The following is a 17405-nucleotide window of genomic DNA, read 5'->3' on the forward strand; positions in this document are numbered from 1 at the left end:
CCGATCTGAGCCGTGCCGTCGGGTATCCCTTCCTTGTCCCGCGTTGCCGTGACGATCCCGGCTCGTTGCCCGTGGTGTGGTCGTCGGACGCCTCACCCGGGTGGGACGCCTCACCGGAGTGAACGCCGGCCACCACCACCAAGTGACGAGGAGGAGCGACGTTGACTTTTCATCTTGCTGGCCAGCGGGTCCTTGTCACCGGGGGGACCGGTTCCTTCGGCCAGACGATGGTCCGTCGGCTGCTCGACCGTGACGTGTCCGAGGTCCGGGTGCTCAGCCGTGACGAGGCCAAACAGGACGCCATGCGACGGCTGCTCTGCGACGACCGGATCCGCTACTACGTCGGTGACGTACGCGACCGGGACACCGTGCTGCGGGCGACCCGGGGCGTGAACCTTGTCTTCCACGCGGCCGCGCTCAAGCAGGTCCCGTCCTGTGAGTTCTTTCCCCTGGAAGCCGTCTCGACCAACGTCCTGGGCAGTGCCAACGTGGTCGAGGCCGCCGAGCGTAACGGGGTCACCTCGGTGGTCATGCTCGGTACCGACAAGGCCGTGTACCCGGTCAACGCCATGGGCATGACGAAGGCGCTGATGGAAAAGGTCGCCCAGGCGCACGCCCGGAGCAACCGGGACAGCGGCACCGTCGTCTGCAGCGTCCGGTACGGCAACGTGATGTTCTCCCGTGGTTCGGTGATCCCGCTCTTCATCGAACAGATCAAGGCCGGTCGAGCGCCGACGGTCACCAACCCGATGATGACTCGGTTCCTGATGTCGCTGGCGGAATCGGTCGAGCTGGTCGAGCACGCGTTCCAGCACGCCCGGCCAGGCGACATCTTCGTTCGCAAGGCCAGCGCCTGCACCGTCGGGGACCTTGCCGCGGCGCTATGTCAGCTCTTCGACGTACCGGCCAAGCTCGACCTGATCGGGGTACGGCACGGTGAGAAGCTGCACGAGACACTGGCCAGCCGCGAGGAGCTGAGCCGGGCGGAGGACTTCGGGGACTTCTTCCGGGTGCCGGTCGACGACCGTGATCTCAACTACGCCCTGTACGTCTCCCAGGGGGACCCGGACGGGCTGGACGGGGACGACTTCACCTCGGCCAACGCGCCCCGGCTCGGCGTTCCGGAGATCGTGGAGCTGCTGCTCACCCTCCCCGAGGTACGTGCCGAGCTGTCCGCCCGCGACCCCGCGTTCGCGCCATGAGGCTGGCACTGACCGGTGCCGGCGGCTTTCTCGGCTGGCACGTCAGGGTCCTGGTGAAGGCACTCGGCTGGCCCGATCCGGTCAGGCTGAGCCGCGCCGAGCTGACCGATCCGGCGGCGAGCGCCGCGAAGCTCGACGGTGTGCAGCGGGTGCTGCACCTGGCCGGGGTCAACCGGGGTGACCCGGCGGACGTGGCGACCGGCAACGTGGAGGCGGCCGCGGCACTGGCCCGGGCGCTGCGCCGGTGCGACCGTCCGCCCCGGACCGTCGCCTACGCCAATTCGGTGCAGGCCGGGAACGGCACCCCGTACGGCGACTCCAAGGCCGTCGCGGCGGAGACGCTGGCTGCGGCGACCGCGCAGCTCGGCTCGGATTTCGTCGACCTGCGCCTGCCGAACCTCTTTGGCGAGCACGGCCGCCCGCACTACAACTCGGTGGTCGCCACGTTCTGCCGCGTCCTGGCCGAGAACGGGGTTCCCGAGGTCCACGACCGTGACCGCGAACTCGACCTGGTGCATGTCGGCGACGCCGCGGCCCGCCTGCTCGACGTCCCCGCGGAAGGTGCCTGGGATCCCGAGATGCCCCGGCTGCGGATCGGCGTGGGCGCGCTCGCGGACCGGCTCCGCGACATCGCGGAGACGTACCGGTCGGGCGAGATCCCGGCGTTGACGGATCGGCACACCGTGCGGCTCTTCAATACCTATCGCTCGCACTGTTTTCCCACGCACTACCCGATGCCGGTGAGCCGGCACGCCGACCGGCGCGGTGAACTGGTCGAAGCGGTCCGGACGCACGGTGGCGGCGGGCAGACCTTCTGCTCCAGCAGCCACCCGGGGGTCGTCCGGGGCGAGCATTTCCACCTGGCGAAGGTGGAACGGTTCATGGTGCTGCGTGGCACCGCCGAGATCAGGCTGCGCCGGGTGGGGTACCCCGAGGTGATCCGGTTCGCGGTCACCGGCGACGAGCCTGCGGTGGTGGACATGCCGACGATGTGGGCGCACAACATCACGAACACCGGTACCGGCGAACTCATCACGGTGTTCTGGAGCAACGAACTCTTCGACCCGGCCCGCCCGGACACCTATCCGGAGCCGGTGGCCGACGACGTGCGGGTTCCGGCGGTGCTCGGATGAGCGGCGTCGCGCCGGGCCGCCGGGCCGGGACGCGGGTGATGACCGTGGTCGGCACCCGACCGGAGATCATCCGACTGTCGCGGGTACTGGACCGGCTCGACCGCACCGTCGATCACATACTCGTGCACACCGGGCAGAACTGGGACCCGCAGCTTTCGGAGGTCTTCTTCACCGAGCTGCGGCTTCGCGAGCCCGACCGCTTCCTTCGGGTCGACACCTCCTCGCTCGGCCGGGTACTCGCGGGGGTGTTGACCGGAGTGGAGGAGGCCATCGACGAGCTGCGTCCGGACGCGCTGCTGGTGCTCGGTGACACCAACAGCTGTATCGCCGCCCTGATGGCCCGGCGGATGCGGATCCCGGTTTACCACATGGAGGCCGGCAACCGCTGTTTCGACCTCAACGTGCCGGAGGAGACGAACCGGCGGTTGGTGGACCACGTCTCCGACTTCAACCTGGTCTACACCGAGCACGCCCGGCGCAACCTGCTCGCCGAAGGGCTGCATCCGCGCCGGATCCTGCACACCGGCTCGCCGATGCGGGAGGTGTTGGAGCACTACCGCGCCGACATCGCCAGGTCAACCATCCTGGACCAGCTCGAACTGGAGCCGGACGGCTACTTCGTGGTCAGCGCGCACCGGGAGGAGAACGTCGACCACCCGGATCGGCTGCGGCGGCTGCTGGAGTGCCTCCGCGCGGTGCGGGACACCTGGCAGCTACCGGTCCTGGTCTCCACCCATCCTCGCACCCGCAAGCGGTTGGAGGCGCTGACCGGGGACGCCATCGCGCTCGACGGGGTCGCGTTTCACGAGCCGTTCGGGCTCTTCGACTACGTACATCTGCAGACCCGGGCCCGCTGCACGCTCTCGGACAGCGGCACGATCAGTGAGGAGGCCGCGATTCTCGGCTTCCCGGCGGTGACCCTCCGCGAGTCGATCGAGCGGCCCGAGGCGCTGGATGCCGGCGGCATCATCATGACGGGTCTGGATCCGTGGGGCGTTGTCGAGGCGGTCTCGGTCGCGGTAGAGCAGGTACGCGCCTCCGGCGTTCCCTGTCCCGCGGACTACCGCGTCCCAGACACCTCCCGTCGGGTGGTCGATTTCATCCTGTCCACCGTCCGCCGCCACCATGACTGGGCGGGTATCCGGCGCTGACCCCGCTGGCGTTGCCGGCCACCGTGCCCGCCGGCCTGAGAAGGCGCGGTACCCCCGGCACCGGCGGCCAGACGGCAACGGCAACCTGGCGATCACCGCCCGCCGGGTGGTTCAGCTCTCGACGCCTCGGCGGCGGCGCTCGGCGGCGCCGGCACCGAGGCGTTCGATGACGTCGGCCACCTCGGCGGCGGCCGGCCCCCGGTCGAAGAGCCCTACCGCCCGCTGCCGGGCGTACTCGCCGCGGTGTCGGAGCTGGCCGGTGCCGAACTCGCGGTACGCCGCTTCGAGCGCCGCGGCCAGCGCCGCCACGTCGCCCCTCGGCACCACCCAGCCCTGGCGCTCGTCGACCGCCTCTGGCAGCCCACCGGCGTCGCTGACGATGCTCGGCACACCCATCGCCGAGGCCTCCCGGACCACGCCGTTGCTGCCCTCGGACAGCGAGGGCGTGACACTGAGGTCGGCGGCGGTGAAGTACGGGCGCAGGTCCGGCACCCAGCCCAGCCAGGTGACGCTCGGATCGGCGTCCACCCCGAACCGCTGGACAAGCTCGGCCCGGTACCGCTTGCCGGCGTCGGTGAATCCCTCGCCGACCAGCAGCAGGTGTGTTCGGGGATGCCGGGCGTGGAACGTCTGCCAGGCGGCCAGCAGGGTGTCGTGCCCCTTGATGCCGCGTCCGTTGTGCGCGAGCCGCTTCGGCGGGTAGACGTACCCGACCATGACGACCAGGAAATCCCGCTCGTCGATGCCGATTTCCGCCCGGGCCTTCGCCCGTGCCTCGGCGTGCACGGCGGCGCGTCGGGTCGGCTCCACCGCGGCCCAGCTCGGGGCGAAGTACTCGGTGTCGATGCCGTACTGGATCACCGGGCGGCGCTCGGCCGGGCAGCCGAGCTTACCGTAGAGCTGCGATATGTGCCGGGTACAGCTGATCGTCACGTCGTCCATGCGCCACAGCAGGCGTTCGACGGGCCGGATGACCGGGGACTCCAGGTACAGCGGACCCGCCACCATGTGTGCCCTGCCCACCAACATCCCCACGCTGGCGAGACGGGCGGCCAGCGCCGACGCGTACAGGTGGTAGTTGAGGACGTCCGGCCGCAGCTGGCGAAGGAGCCGGCGTAGCCGCCACAGCCCGCGCACCGTCCCGGGGCCGGGCCGGAACCGGAAATCGAAGGGCGACTCGACGACCTCGATGCCCCGTCGGGTCAGCTCGGTGGTGAGCCGCCCGGGACCGGGTGGGAGCACCACGGTCACCCCGTGGCCGCGGCGGCGGAGCTCCTCCACCTGCGGGATGATCCACAGCCCGCCGCTGTTGGTCTTCAACAACACGCAGACCCGAAGCCCGGCCATCGCTACCCACCTGCCAATCTGCTCCGTCCGGCCATCCCGCGGCCGGCCTTGCCCAACACCGAGGGCCGGCTCCGGGTCACCGGGCCGGCACGCCCTTCACGACGGCACCGGCCGGTACGTCACGGACAACACAGGCGCTGGCGCCGACGGTCGCGTCGGCGCCGACCCGCCGGCCCTGGAGCACCACCGCGCCGGCGCCGATCAGCACTCCCGACTCCAGCCGGCAGTCCCCGGAGACGGCGGCGAGGGGGTTGACCGAGACGTAGTCCCCCAGCACGCAGTCGTGCGCGACGGTCGAGTTCTGGTTCAGGTGCACGTGCCGGCCGAGCGTGACGTTCGTGGTGACCCGGGCGCCGGCGAAGACCACGAGGCCGTCCCCGGCGACGAGGTCCGGCCCGACCGTCGCGTCGGGATGCACCAGGGTCGCCACCGGCAGGCCGTACCCGTCGATCCGCTGCCCGACGGCGCGCCGGACCCGGGGATCGCCGATTCCGAGCGCGACGTGGGTCTCCGGCGGCGCCTCCCGTAGCCACTCGATCGTGCCGAGGAACGGCACCTCCAGTCGGTGCAGCCGCTTCCGGTTCAGCTCCGAGGGCCGGTCGTCGACGAAGCCGAGCACCCGCCACCGCGGTCCGGTCTCCGTCGCGTTGCCGGCGCGGGCGATGTCCAGCAGTTCCCGGCCGTGCCCGCCACAGCCCACGATGACGAGATCCAGGGTCATCGGGAAAGCCGATCCGCCGGCGGGTGGGCGCGGCCGTCGGGACCGATGCGGATCTCGCGGCCGTCGGGACCGATCGGGACGCCGTCGCCGCCGCCCGGGTACCCGGCCACGACGGCGCTGCCGGTGAACGTCGGGCTGGTGGTGCAGCCCGGTGCGGTGATGCCCCGGCGGCGGAGTACGGCGCTGACGGTCTCGACGAGGATGCGAAGGTCCAGGGCGAGGCTCCGGTTGTCGACGTACCACACGTCGTGGCGGAACCGCTCGGTGAAGGACAACTCGTTGCGGCCCCGGACCTGGGCCAACCCGGTGATGCCCGGGCGCACCTCGTGTCGGCGGGCCTCGGTCGGGGTGTAGCGGTCCAGGTACTCGACCAGCAGCGGGCGGGGACCGACCAGGCTCATCTCGCCGCGGACCACGTTCCAGAGCGTGGGCAGCTCGTCGAGACTGGTGGAGCGGAGCCAGCGGCCGAGCCGGGAGAGACGGTCGCGGTCGCTCACCACACCGGCAGCGAGGTCGACCGGGCGCATGGTCCGGAACTTGACCAGCTCGAACAGCTCGCCGTACCGGCCGGGCCGGACCTGCCGGAACAGCACCGGCCGGCCCAGCGTCGCCGCGATCGCGACGGCGACCACCGCCATCACCGGCGCGGCGAGCAGCAGCAGCACGACGGCGATGACCAGGTCGAGGAGGCGTTTGCTGCGCTCGTACCCGGCCCGGTCGGCGGGCCTGGACGGGGCCGGGCCGGGGTGACGCAGCCGGGGATCGTCGGTCTCCTGCTGGATCGTCACCGCCGGGCCTCCAGGAACTCCGAGATCGTCTCCAGGACCCGGCTGATCTGTGGCTCGGTCAGGGCCGAGCCGCTGGGCAGGGTGAGCCCCCGCGCGAACAGCCGCGCGGCGGCGCCGGTCAGCGCGGCCCGGGCCGAGGCGAAGACCGGTTGCAGGTGCATGGGCTTCCAGACCGGTCGGGTCTCGATCTGCCGTGCCCGGAGGTGGGCGGCGAGGTCGATGACGTCCCACCCGGCCTCGACCGGGTCGACGACGACGACGGTGAGCCAGCAGTTCGACCCGGGATCGTGGTCGCCGAGCAGGCGTACGCCGCCAACCGCGGCGAACAGCTTGGCGTACCGTTCGCGCAGCTCCCGCCGGCGGGCCATCATCGCGTCCAGCCGGCAGAGCTGGGCCCGACCGAGGGCGGCGAGCACGTTGCTGAGCCGGTAGTTGTAGCCGATCTCGGTGTGCTCGTAGTGCAGCACCGGCTGGCGGGCCTGGGTCGCCAGGTACCGGCACCGGTCGACCAGGTCCGCGTCGTCGGAGACCAGCATGCCGCCACCCGAGGTGGTTATGATCTTGTTTCCGTTGAACGAGAGGGCGGCGGCCCGGCCGAAGGAGCCGGCGGGCCGGCCCCGGTAGGTCGCCCCGAGCGCCTCCGCCGCGTCCTCCACCACCGGCACCCCCGCCGCCTCACAGCGGGGCAGCAGACTCGCGTAGTCGACACACGTGCCGAACAGGTCCACCGGGATAACGGCGGCGACCCGTTCGCCGTCGGCGGTGAGCCGGTCGAGCAGGTCGGCCAGCAGCGCCACGTCGACGTTGCCGGTGGCCGGGTCGCAGTCGACGAAGACCGGCTCCGCGCCGGTGTACCGTACCGCGTTCGCGGTCGCGGCGAAGGTCAGGGTGGGCACCAGCACCACGTCGCCGGGCCCGGTGCCGAGCGCCAGCAGCGCGAGGTGCAGCGCGGCGGTCCCCGAGCTCACCGCCACCGCGTGCCCGGTGCCGACCCGCGCGGCGACCTCGCGTTCGAACTCGGCGAGTTCCGGACCGGCCGGCGCGACCCAGCCCGAGCGGAGGGCCCGCAGGACGTACGACTCCTCGAGCGCCCCGACGTCCGGGGGCGACAACAGTACGGGGCCGGTCATCGGGTCGACACACCCGCCGGGCGGAGCGGGACGGGCTGGATCCGATGGGAACTCACGGAGCGCCTCCACGACAAAAACTCTCAAATATGGATGAAAGCGTCTAGCGGGGACAACTACCGCTCTAACGACTCTCCAGAGGGTTCTACCGGGAGTTCGGCGAGAATTCGGACAGGTCGCGGAGTTGTCGCGATATTCGGGCAGCGGTCGCGTACCGCCGGTTACGCTGTCGGGTTACCTGGGTCGGGCGTGGCTCGCCCGTCTCGGCCCGGCCCGGCAACCGGCAGGGTGATGGTGAACGTCGTGCCGACGCCGAGCGCGCTGGCGACCCGGATCGTCCCACCGTGGTCGGTGACGATCTGCCGGACGATGGCGAGGCCGAGCCCGCTCCCGCCGGTCGTCCGGCCCCGGGCCGAGTCGGCCCGCCAGAACCGGTCGAAGACGTACGGCAACGCCTCGGGGGCGATGCCCGAACCGGTGTCCTCGACCCGGACCAGGGCCGAGCCGTCGGTGTGTTCCGCGGTGAGGGTGATCCGGCCACCCCGGCCGGTGGCGCGGAGCGCGTTCGTGATCAGGTTGCCGATCACCTGCCGCATCCGGTCCGGGTCGGCGTACACCAGCACGGGCTCGGCGGTGACGGTCAGCGACACGCCGGCGGCGTCGGCGCCCGCCCGGTGGGCCGTGTGGCAGGTCTCCAGCAGCTCCGCGAGGTCGACCGTGGTCCGGTGGTACGCCAGGCTCCCCGCCTCGGCCAGGGCGAGATCCTGGAGGTCGTCGACGATGCGTTGCTGCAGGACCGCCTCCTCGTACAGGGAGGCGAACAGGTCCGGGTCGGGCTTGATCACCCCGTCGGAGAGCGCCTCCAGGTAGCCGCGCAGGTTGGCCAGCGGCGTCCGCAGCTCGTGTGCCACGTCGGCGATGAGGCGCCGTTGCCGTTCCTCCCCGCGTTGCAGCGAATCGGCCATCCGGTTGAACGCGCGGGCCAGCATGGCCAGCTCGTCATTCCCCTCCACCGGCACCCGGCTGGTCAGGTCGCCCCGGCCCAGGCGCTGGGAGGCGGCGGTCAGGGTGCTGATCGGCTGGAGCACCCGGTGGCTGAGCACCGCCGTCGCGAGGATCGCCACCCCGGCGACCCCGGCCGCGGCGGCCAGCAGCGGGCCGAGGACCAGCGATCGCCCGCCGACGCCGACGAAGACCCGTGCCCGGGGCGGCGCCACCCCGTCGATCCGGTCGGCGAACGCCTGGGCCAGGCAGGCGCGGTCCGGCTCGGCGGTGTAGGCGAGGCAGGCCTTCACGCGCCGGCGGTCCTCGTCGAGCGCGTCCGGCGGCTCGCGCAGATAGCCGTCGCAGGTGTCGAGCGTCGGCTGGGGCACCCTCGCCTCTTCGGCGACCGTGAACGTCGGGACCCCGTACGCCCCCGGCGCGGCGGTGACCTCCACACCGTTGCGGGTCAGGCAGGCGGCGAAGCGTACTCCCGCGCGGTAGTCCTTGATCGCCCTCAGCGTGACCGTGGCCGCGTTCCGGCCCGCGCCGGTCAGGTCCAGCGACGGGCGCGGGTTGACCAGGGCGCTCACCTCGCCGATCGGCCGTACCGGCCGATCCGGGTCCGACTCGGTGTCGGTGTCGACGATCACCGCGCCCGACTCCGCGACCAGGTGGATCCGCTGGCCCGTCCGCCGGCCCAACTGGACCACCAGGCCGGTGACCCGCTCCCACGTGCCGTGGCGGCGAGCGTAGTCGGTGAGCTCGGTGGTGATCAGGTCGAGCTGTGCCGAGGCGGCGTCGTCCGGCGCGTTGATCTGCTGGGCGGCGCCCCGCAGGATCAGCCAGGCGGTGGCGGCGGTCGCGCTGACCGCGACGAGCATCACCAGGGCGAGCACCCGGAACCGGAAACTCACGGCGATGGACCCGCCCCGGTGGAGGTGCGGGCGTCGGCCGCCGGCTCCGCCAGCCGGTAGCCGCGGCCGAAGACGGTCTGGACGTACCGCGGCGCGGCCGGATCGTCCTCGATCTTGCGGCGCAGGTTCATCACGTGCGCGTCGACCGTGCGTTCCAGGACGTAGTGGTCGAAACCGAAGGCGCGGTCGATGATCTGGCCCCGGGTGAAGACGCGGCCCGGCTCGCGGGCCAGGACCTCGAGGATGCCGAACTCCTTCGCGGTGAGGGTGACCGGGCGCCCGCCCACCCGGACCTCGAACCGGCCGGGATCGACCTCCAGGTCACCCACCCGGAGCACGGCCTGGTTGTCGGCGCTCAACACCCCGGCGCGGCGGAGCAGCGCCCGTACCCGGGCGGCGAGCTCGCGTGGGCTGTACGGCTTGGTCACGTAGTCGTCGGCGCCGATGTCCAGCCCGAGCAGGACGTCGTCCTCGGTGGTCCGGGCGGTCAGCAGCAGGATCGGCAGGGTGGACTCGGCGCGCAGGATCCGGCAGACGTCGAGCCCGTCCACGACCGGCATCATCACGTCGAGGATCGCCAGGTCGGGTCGGCGGGACCGGCACTGCTCCAGCGCGGACCGGCCGTCGCCGACCACCAGGACACTGTGGCCCTCCCGTTCGAGGTAGACCCGAACCAGGTTCGCCTGTTTCGGGTCGTCCTCGGCGACCAGTATCCGCGCGCTCACGTTTCCCCATTCTGCCCGCTCCCGGCCGCCTCGATTGAAGCGGTGCGGTCGTGAAGAAGTGATGAAGGAGGCGTGGAGAAGCCGTCAGACACCGCCGGTCGCCGACACGTTTCGCGAAAACGTACATACGGACGGTGTGGTGCGATCGCGGACGCCGCCACCGTGGGCGCGGTCGCGGACGCTGCTGCCGCCGGCCGGCAACCGCCGGCGGACGTCCGACCGGCTCGGGCCGGTACGGCCGGACGTCCGCCGACGGGAGCGCGGGATGGGTCGCTCAGACCAGACCGGCGCGGCGCAGGGCGTCGGCCATCGCGCCGCCCCCGATGGAGCTGCCCGCGCCGTTCCGACCCCCCTGCCGGAACGGCTGGCCGCCGCGTCCCGGCCGGGGCTGGCCGCCGCGCGTACCCCGGTCCGACCCGCCGCCGGACGGGCGTTGCCCGCTCCCGACCTCGTCCTCCAGCCGCAGGGTGAGCGAGATCCGCTTGCGCGGCACGTCCACGTCGAGCACCTTCACCCGGACGACGTCGCCCGGCTTCACCACGTCGCGTGGGTCCTTGACGAAGGTCCGGGACATCGCCGAGACGTGCACCAGGCCGTCCTGGTGCACCCCGACGTCGACGAACGCCCCGAACGCCGCCACGTTGGTGACCACGCCCTCCAGCAGCATCCCCGGCTTGAGGTCGGCGAGTGTTTCGACCCCGTCCGCGAAGGCGGCGGTCCGGAACGCCGGACGCGGGTCCCGACCCGGCTTCTCCAGCTCCCGGAGGATGTCGGTGACGGTCGGCAGCCCGAAGGTGTCGTCGACGAAGTCGGCGGGCCTCAGCTTGCGCAGCACCGCCGTCTTGCCGATCAGCGACGAGATGTCGCTCCCGGTGGCGGCGAGGATCCGGTGGACCACCGGGTACGCCTCGGGGTGCACGCTGGAGGCGTCCAGCGGGTCGTCCCCGTCCCGGATCCGCAGGAAGCCGGCGCACTGCTCGAACGCCTTCGGACCGAGCCGGGGGACCTGCTTGAGCTGCTGCCGGTTCCGGAACGGACCGTTGGCGTTCCGGTGCAGCACGATGTTCTCGGCGAGGCCGGCGCTGATCCCGGAGACCCGGCTCAGCAGCGGCGCGGAGGCGGTGTTGACGTCCACGCCGACGGCGTTCACACAGTCCTCGACGACGGCGTCGAGTGAGCGGGAGAGCTTCACCTCGGAGAGGTCGTGCTGGTACTGGCCGACACCGATGGAGCGCGGGTCGATCTTGACCAGTTCGGCGAGCGGGTCCTGGAGTCGGCGGGCGATCGAGACGGCGCCCCGCAGCGAGACGTCCAGGTCGGGTAGCTCCTGCGAGGCGTACTCGCTCGCGGAGTAGACCGAGGCCCCGGCCTCGGAGACCATCACCTTGGTCAGGTTCAGCTCGGGATGCCGGCGGATCAGGTCGGCGGCGAGCCGGTCGGTCTCCCGGCTCGCCGTACCGTTGCCGATCGCGATGAGCTCGACCCGGTGCGCCCGTGCCAGCGCCGCCAGCGTCGCGATCGACGTGTCCCACTGCCGGCGCGGCTCGTGCGGATAGATCGTGTCGGTCGCCACCACCTTGCCGGTGCCGTCGACCACCGCCACCTTCACCCCGGTCCGCAGCCCGGGGTCCAGCCCCATCGTCGGCCGGCTCCCGGCCGGGGCGGCGAGCAGCAGGTCCCGCAGGTTGGCCGCGAAGACCCGGACCGCCTCGTCCTCGGCCGCCTGCCAGAGCCGCATCCGCAGGTCCGCGCCGAGGTGGATGAGGATCCGGGTCCGCCAGGCCCAGCGGACCGTGTCGGCGAGCCAGCGGTCAGCCGGCCGGCCCTGGTCGGCGATGCCGAACCGGGCAGCGATCTGCAGCTCGTACTGGGACGGTCCAACCGGTACGCCCTCCGGCGCCGGCGCATCCTCCGGGTCGAGGGTGAGGTCGAGGACCCCCTCCTTCTCGCCCCGGAACATCGCCAGGATCCGGTGCGAGGGCATCCGGGTGAACGGCTCGGCGAAGTCGAAGTAGTCGGCGAACTTGGCTCCGGCCTCCTCCTGCCCCTCGCGGACCTTCGAGACCAGCCGGCCCCGCGACCACATCTGCTCCCGCAGCGCGCCGATCAGGTCGGCGTCCTCGGCGAAGCGCTCGACCAGGATGGCCCGGGCCCCGTCCAGCGCGGCGGTCGCGTCCGCCACCCCGGCGTCCGGGTTCACGAAGCCGGCGGCGACGGTCCGCGGGTCCTGGGTCGGGTCGGCGAGCAGCGTGTCGGCCAGCGGCTCCAGCCCCGCCTCCCGGGCGATCTGCGCCTTGGTTCGCCGCTTCGGCTTGTAGGGCAGGTAGATGTCCTCCAGCCGGGCCTTCGTGTCGGCCGCCATGATCTGCGCTTCCAGAGCCTCGTCGAGCTTGCCCTGGGCGCGGATCGACTCCAGGATCGCGGCCCGCCGTTCGTCCAGTTCCCGCAGGTAGCGGAGCCGCTCCTCCAGGGTACGCAGCTGTGCGTCGTCGAGGGAGCCGGTCACCTCCTTGCGGTACCGGGCGATGAACGGCACGGTCGCCCCGCCGTCGAGCAGTTCGATGGCGGCCCGTACCTGCCGCTCGTGGACGCCGAGTTCGTCGGCGATCCGCTCGTGTACCGGGCGGGGCTGTACAGAGGTTGTCACGGTCCTGATCCGCCTTCTCCCACTGGTCGTTCCGCCGAGCATTGTGCCGCACGCCCCGGCGTCGCCCCGGGACGGTGGCCGGGCAGAGCGGATATACCCGCCGTCGGCTCTGGACAACCGAGAGTGATTCGGGTTAGGTCGGCATCGGCTCGACGGATCGAGTCCGACCCATCCGGTCCATCGACCGACCGACCTGAGACCGTTCTGTGACGCGACGAGGACATCATGACGCTTCTGGCCGACGACCGGCCTGCCGGCTCCGGTGCGGGCGCTGCCGCCGTACACCCGCTGGCCCGACTGACCGCCGACGAGATCCGGGCCGCCCGGGCGCTGCTCGACCGGCACGACCTGCTCGGACCGACCGTTCGGTTCGCCCTGCTGGCCCTGGAGGAGCCGCCGAAGGAGGTGGTGCTGGCGTACACCCCGGGCGACGAGGTGGACCGCCAGGTACGCGCGGTGCTGCTCGACGTCGCCACCGGGGAGGCCCGGACCGTGGTCGCCTCGCTGACCCACGGCGAGATCCGCTCGGTGGTACGCCACGATCCCGGCCGCGACGGGCAGCCGCCGGTGATGCTGGAGGAGTTCGCGGCGGTCGACGAGATCGTCAAGGCCGACCCGGGCTGGCGGGCGGCGATGGAACGCCGCGGCATCACCGACCTGGACCTGGTCCGGCCCTGCCCGCTCTCGGCCGGAAACTTCGACCTCCCCGGTGAGCGGGGGCGGCGGCTGCTGCGGGTTCTCTCCTTCCTGGCCCACCGGCCCGAGGACCACTGCTGGGCGCATCCCATCGACGGCGTGGTCGCGTACGTCGACCTCATCGAGCGCCGGGTCACCGAGCTGATCGACCACGAACTGCTCCCGGTGCCGCGCGAGGAGGGCAACTTCGACGACCCGGCGTACGTCGGACCGGCCCGGACCAGCCTGAAGCCGATCGCGATCACCCAGCCCGAGGGGCCCAGCTTCTCTGTCGACGGCGACGTCGTGCGCTGGGAGAACTGGAGTTTTCGGATCGGGTTCGACCCGCGCGAGGGGCTGGTGCTGTACCAGCTCACCATCCGCGACGGCGATCGGGAACGGCCGGTGGTCTACCGGGCGTCGATCGCCGAGATGGTGGTGCCGTACGCCGACCCGAGCCCGGTCCGCTACTGGCAGAACTACTTCGACGCCGGGGAGTACCTCCTCGGGAACCAGGTGAACTCCCTGGTGCTCGGCTGCGACTGTCTTGGGGAGATCTACTACTTCGACGCGGTGCTCGCTGACGGCGACGGCCAGCCGCGCGAGGTCCGCAACGCGATCTGCATGCACGAGGAGGACTACGGCGTGCTCTGGAAGCACACCGACCTCTTCACCGAGGCCGCCGAGACCCGCCGGCAGCGGCGGTTGGTCGTCTCCTCGTTCGTCACCGTCGGCAACTACGACTACGGCTTCTACTGGTACCTCTACCTCGACGGCACCATCGAGCTGGAGGTGAAGCTGACCGGGGTCCTCTTCACCTCGGCGTACCGGCAGGACAGCGCCTACGCCGCCGAGGTCGCCCCGGGGCTCGGTGCGCCGTACCACCAGCACCTGTTCAGCGTCCGGCTGGACATGACGGTGGACGGGGTCCGCAACGCCGTGGACGAACTCGACGTCCGGGCGCTGCCGATCGGCCCGGAGAACCCGTACGGCAACGCCTTCACCCGGGTGGCGACCCGGTTGACCCGGGAGTCCGAGGGGGCACGCGACGCCGACGCCCGGGTCGGTCGGGTGTGGCGGATCTCCAATCCGGAGCGGCGCAACCGGCTCGGCCGGCCGGTCGGCTACCTGCTGCGGCCGGAGGGATCGACGGTGCTGCTGGCCGATCCCCACTCGTCCGTGGCCCGCCGGGCCGGCTTCGCGACGCACAGCCTCTGGGTCACCCGGTACGACCCGGCCGAGCGGTACCCGGCGGGCGACCTGGTCAACCAGCATCCGGGTGGTGCCGGGCTGCCGGCGTACGCGGCGGCCGACCGGCCGATCGACGGTGAGGACATCGTCCTCTGGCACACCTTCGGCACCACGCACTTCCCCCGCCCGGAGGAGTGGCCGGTGATGCCGGTGGACCGCTGCGGCTTCACGCTGCGCCCGGACGGCTTCTTCGACCGCAACCCCACGCTCGACGTGCCGGCGGGCACGGCGGCGCACTGCGCGTCGGGCGACGGCGATCCCCACGCCGACCCGGGCGGCTGCCACTGACGTACGCGGTGCGGCCCTTCCCTGGCGGGCGGGGGAGGGCCGCTACCGGCGTACCGTCACCGTGCTGGCCGCCACGGCCGAGTCGACGGCGTTGAGCAGGTCGCGGAGTTCCGGGGGGAGCAGCCGGCGGGCGGCGTCGATCCGGCTGGCCATCGCCGACCGGTTGGTCGGGGTCAACGCCCGCAGCAGCCCCGCGGACTGGACCAGCCCGGCGAGCGTCGCGGTCCGGGGGTCCAACGGCTGGTCGGAGCGTTCCAGGATGGCGTTGAGCCGCACCCGGGGCCGGGCGACCCGGTTGGGATCGAGCCCGGGCCAGCGCACGCTGGTGCGCAGGTTGAGGCCGCGGACCGTCGTCCGGCGGACCGCGCCCGCGCTGGCCAGTCGGTCGCCGACGTAATCACGGATCCGAGGGGCGAGGAACTCCAGCCAGGAACGTACCGGATGGCCATCACCGCGCCGCACCATCTCCCCGAGCGCGCGGTCGGTCACCGGCTCCTGCCAGGCCCGGTCGTCGGCGACGTACAACTGGGAGCGGACCAGTGTGATCCGCCGGTCGAAGAGGAGTTCGCCGATGACGGCGCCCGCCAGGGCGGAATCCACCAGGACGGCGGCGGCGAGGGCCTTTCCGCTGTAGTCGTCGTGCGCAATCAGAAAGAGCTCGTCGGCCAACCGCTCCGTTGGTTGGCCGGGATATCTGGTCATCCATCATCCTTGGCCGGCCGGCTGACGTGCCGGGTCGGTCGGCGTGCATTGTCGAGGGTGGACGGTACGCCATGGGCACATTCCGTTCAACCCGCACGTGCCCTGGGTCACTCAAGATCATGAGTGGTCGATCTCTTGTCGCAGCCGGTGATCACCCCTAATCTCTCCGGTGTTTGTCCGTGAATGGGCAAACCCGGCCATCGGCCGGACGGCACCAGCGCAATACCTTTCTCGTCCCCTCATACCGAGAGAGATCGACCATGTCATCCAGTTCCCCTGTGGAATCTCGCCTACGTCAGGGCCGCCTGGGCACCGTGCACCTCGTGTTCTTCACGGTCGCCGCGTCCGCGCCCCTGACCGTGCTCGGCGGCGGCGTCACCACCATGTACGCCGTCAGCGGCAACGTCGGCGGGGCGCTGTCCTATGTGCTCCTCGCGGCGGTGCTGGCCGTCTTCGCCGTCGGCTACGCGGCGATGAGCCGCTTCGTTTCCAACGCCGGCGCCTTCTACTCGTACATCGCCAACGGTCTCGGCCGGGCGGGCGGGGTCGCCGGCTCGTTCATGGCGCTGGCGGCGTACAACGCGATCCAGATCGGTCTGTACGGTCTCTTCGGCTCGATCGTCGGAGACTTCCTCGCCGACAAGTTCGGCGTGACGCAGCCCTGGTGGGTCTGGGCGCTGCTCGGGCTGATCCTGGTCGCGGTGCTCGGGGTGCTGCAGGTCGATCTCAACGCCACGGTGTTGGCGGTCCTGCTCGTGCTGGAGTGCCTCGCCGTCGTCGTCTTCGACCTGGTCTCGCTCGGTAATCCGGCCGGCGGCACGATCAGCCTCGCCGGACTGGACCCCGGCAACCTCTTCGGGGCCGGGCTGGGCGCCGTGCTGGCGCTGGGCATCGCCTCCTTCACCGGCTTCGAGTCCGGGGCGATCTACAGCGAGGAGGTCCGGGACCCCCGTCGTACCGTGGCCCGGGCCACCTACGTCGCGGTGGCCTTTACCGGCGGCTTCTACGCCCTCTCCGCCTGGGCTCTCACCGTCGTCACCGGTCCGGACAACGCCCAGGCCGCCTCGGCCGAGGCCGGCCCCGGCGTCGTCTTCGACACCCTCACCAAGTACGCCAACGCCACCATCGCCGACGTGGCGTACCTCCTCTTCGTCACCTCGGTCCTCGCCGCCCTGCTCTCCTTCCACAACGGGGTCGCCCGCTACCTCTTCGCCCTGGGCCGGGAACGGGTGCTGCCGGCGTACCTGAGCCGGACCGGGATCCGCACGGGTGCTCCGGTGGCCGGCTCGCTGACCCAGACGGTGCTGGCCGTCGGGGTGGTGCTCGCCTTCGTTCTCACCGGCCGCGATCCGGTGCTCGACCTCTTCACCTGGCTCAGCGGGGTCGCCGCGGTGGGGGTGGTGCTGCTGATGACCCTGACCTCGGCCGCGGTGGTCGGGTTCTTCCGGAAGCGGCCGGAGCCCGGGGTCAGTCGCTGGCAGCGCGCGATCGCCCCGGGGCTCGCCACGGTGCTGCTCTTCGGTGTGCTGGCCGTCCTGGTGGTCAACTTCGACGCGCTGCTGGCCCCGGAGAACCCGGACTACCTGGCCTGGCTGCTGCCGGGGGTCAGCGTGCTCGCCGGGGCGGTCGGGTTCGGCTGGGGACTGGTGCTCCGCGCCACCCGCCCGGCCGTGTACGCCGCCGTCGGTCGGGGTCCGGCCGAGCCGCTTCCCACCGACGACCCGGCGCTGGCGCTGGTCCGCTGACCGGG

13 protein-coding genes are annotated in these 17405 nt (G+C 71.8%); 5 read left to right on the forward strand and 8 right to left on the reverse strand.

Annotation, left to right across the window (positions count from 1 at the left end):
• Positions 1 to 161 precede the first annotated feature (161 nt).
• From EF879_RS08695 to wecB, 3 genes are read left to right on the forward strand one after another with little or no spacing between them, the layout of a single operon-like run.
• A complete protein-coding gene (locus tag EF879_RS08695) occupies positions 162 to 1202 on the forward strand; it encodes a polysaccharide biosynthesis protein (RefSeq protein WP_123556524.1) in 1041 nt (346 codons plus the stop codon).
• Positions 1199 to 2335 carry an NAD-dependent epimerase/dehydratase family protein gene (locus EF879_RS08700; RefSeq protein WP_123556526.1) on the forward strand — a complete coding sequence of 379 codons (1137 nt, stop codon included), beginning with the start codon at positions 1199 to 1201 and terminating at the stop codon, positions 2333 to 2335. The genes EF879_RS08695 and EF879_RS08700 overlap by 4 nt, the downstream gene beginning before the upstream one ends.
• Positions 2332 to 3486, forward strand: coding sequence for a non-hydrolyzing UDP-N-acetylglucosamine 2-epimerase (gene wecB, locus EF879_RS08705; RefSeq protein ID WP_123556528.1), 1155 nt, complete (start codon positions 2332 to 2334; stop codon positions 3484 to 3486). The genes EF879_RS08700 and wecB overlap by 4 nt, the downstream gene beginning before the upstream one ends.
• Positions 3487 to 3597: 111 nt before the next feature.
• On the opposite strand, the gene EF879_RS08710 is transcribed toward wecB, so the two are convergent.
• The 7 genes from EF879_RS08710 to EF879_RS08740 form a co-directional block, all read right to left on the reverse strand.
• Positions 3598 to 4833, reverse strand: a complete 1236-nt coding sequence (locus EF879_RS08710) for a glycosyltransferase (protein ID WP_123556530.1) — start codon at positions 4831 to 4833, stop codon at positions 3598 to 3600.
• 76 nt (positions 4834 to 4909) lie between these two features.
• Positions 4910 to 5554: an acetyltransferase gene (locus EF879_RS08715; RefSeq protein ID WP_123556532.1), complete on the reverse strand. Its 645-nt coding sequence runs from the start codon at positions 5552 to 5554 to the stop codon at positions 4910 to 4912.
• Positions 5551 to 6342: a sugar transferase gene (locus EF879_RS08720; RefSeq protein ID WP_305036041.1), complete on the reverse strand. Its 792-nt coding sequence runs from the start codon at positions 6340 to 6342 to the stop codon at positions 5551 to 5553. Before EF879_RS08720 ends, EF879_RS08715 begins: the two co-directional genes overlap by 4 nt.
• Positions 6339 to 7472 carry a DegT/DnrJ/EryC1/StrS aminotransferase family protein gene (locus EF879_RS08725; RefSeq protein ID WP_123556534.1) on the reverse strand — a complete coding sequence of 378 codons (1134 nt, stop codon included), beginning with the start codon at positions 7470 to 7472 and terminating at the stop codon, positions 6339 to 6341. Before EF879_RS08725 ends, EF879_RS08720 begins: the two co-directional genes overlap by 4 nt.
• A 218-nt stretch (positions 7473 to 7690) precedes the next feature.
• Complete coding sequence (locus EF879_RS08730; RefSeq protein ID WP_123556536.1) at positions 7691 to 9367, reverse strand: cell wall metabolism sensor histidine kinase WalK; 1677 nt, start codon at positions 9365 to 9367, stop codon at positions 7691 to 7693.
• Positions 9364 to 10092, reverse strand: coding sequence for a response regulator transcription factor (locus tag EF879_RS08735; RefSeq protein WP_123556539.1), 729 nt, complete (start codon positions 10090 to 10092; stop codon positions 9364 to 9366). The genes EF879_RS08730 and EF879_RS08735 overlap by 4 nt, the downstream gene beginning before the upstream one ends.
• Before the next feature lie 274 nt (positions 10093 to 10366).
• Positions 10367 to 12781, reverse strand: coding sequence for a Tex family protein (locus EF879_RS08740; RefSeq protein ID WP_123556540.1), 2415 nt, complete (start codon positions 12779 to 12781; stop codon positions 10367 to 10369).
• Between the two features lie 183 nt (positions 12782 to 12964).
• Between EF879_RS08740 and EF879_RS08745 the strand changes: the two genes are divergently transcribed.
• Positions 12965 to 14953: a primary-amine oxidase gene (locus tag EF879_RS08745; RefSeq protein ID WP_123556542.1), complete on the forward strand. Its 1989-nt coding sequence runs from the start codon at positions 12965 to 12967 to the stop codon at positions 14951 to 14953.
• Positions 14954 to 14995: 42 nt separating this feature from the next.
• On the opposite strand, the gene EF879_RS08750 is transcribed toward EF879_RS08745, so the two are convergent.
• Positions 14996 to 15655, reverse strand: coding sequence for a GPP34 family phosphoprotein (locus EF879_RS08750; RefSeq protein WP_123556544.1), 660 nt, complete (start codon positions 15653 to 15655; stop codon positions 14996 to 14998).
• Positions 15656 to 15933: 278 nt separating this feature from the next.
• Here EF879_RS08750 and EF879_RS08755 point away from each other — a divergent pair, with 278 nt between their 5' ends.
• Positions 15934 to 17400, forward strand: a complete 1467-nt coding sequence (locus tag EF879_RS08755; protein WP_233604320.1) for an APC family permease — start codon at positions 15934 to 15936, stop codon at positions 17398 to 17400.
• Positions 17401 to 17405: the final 5 nt, after the last annotated feature.

It is taken from the genome of Micromonospora sp. HM5-17, from assembly GCF_003762835.1.
In the GTDB taxonomy this organism is placed as follows: Bacteria; Actinomycetota; Actinomycetes; order Mycobacteriales; family Micromonosporaceae; genus Plantactinospora.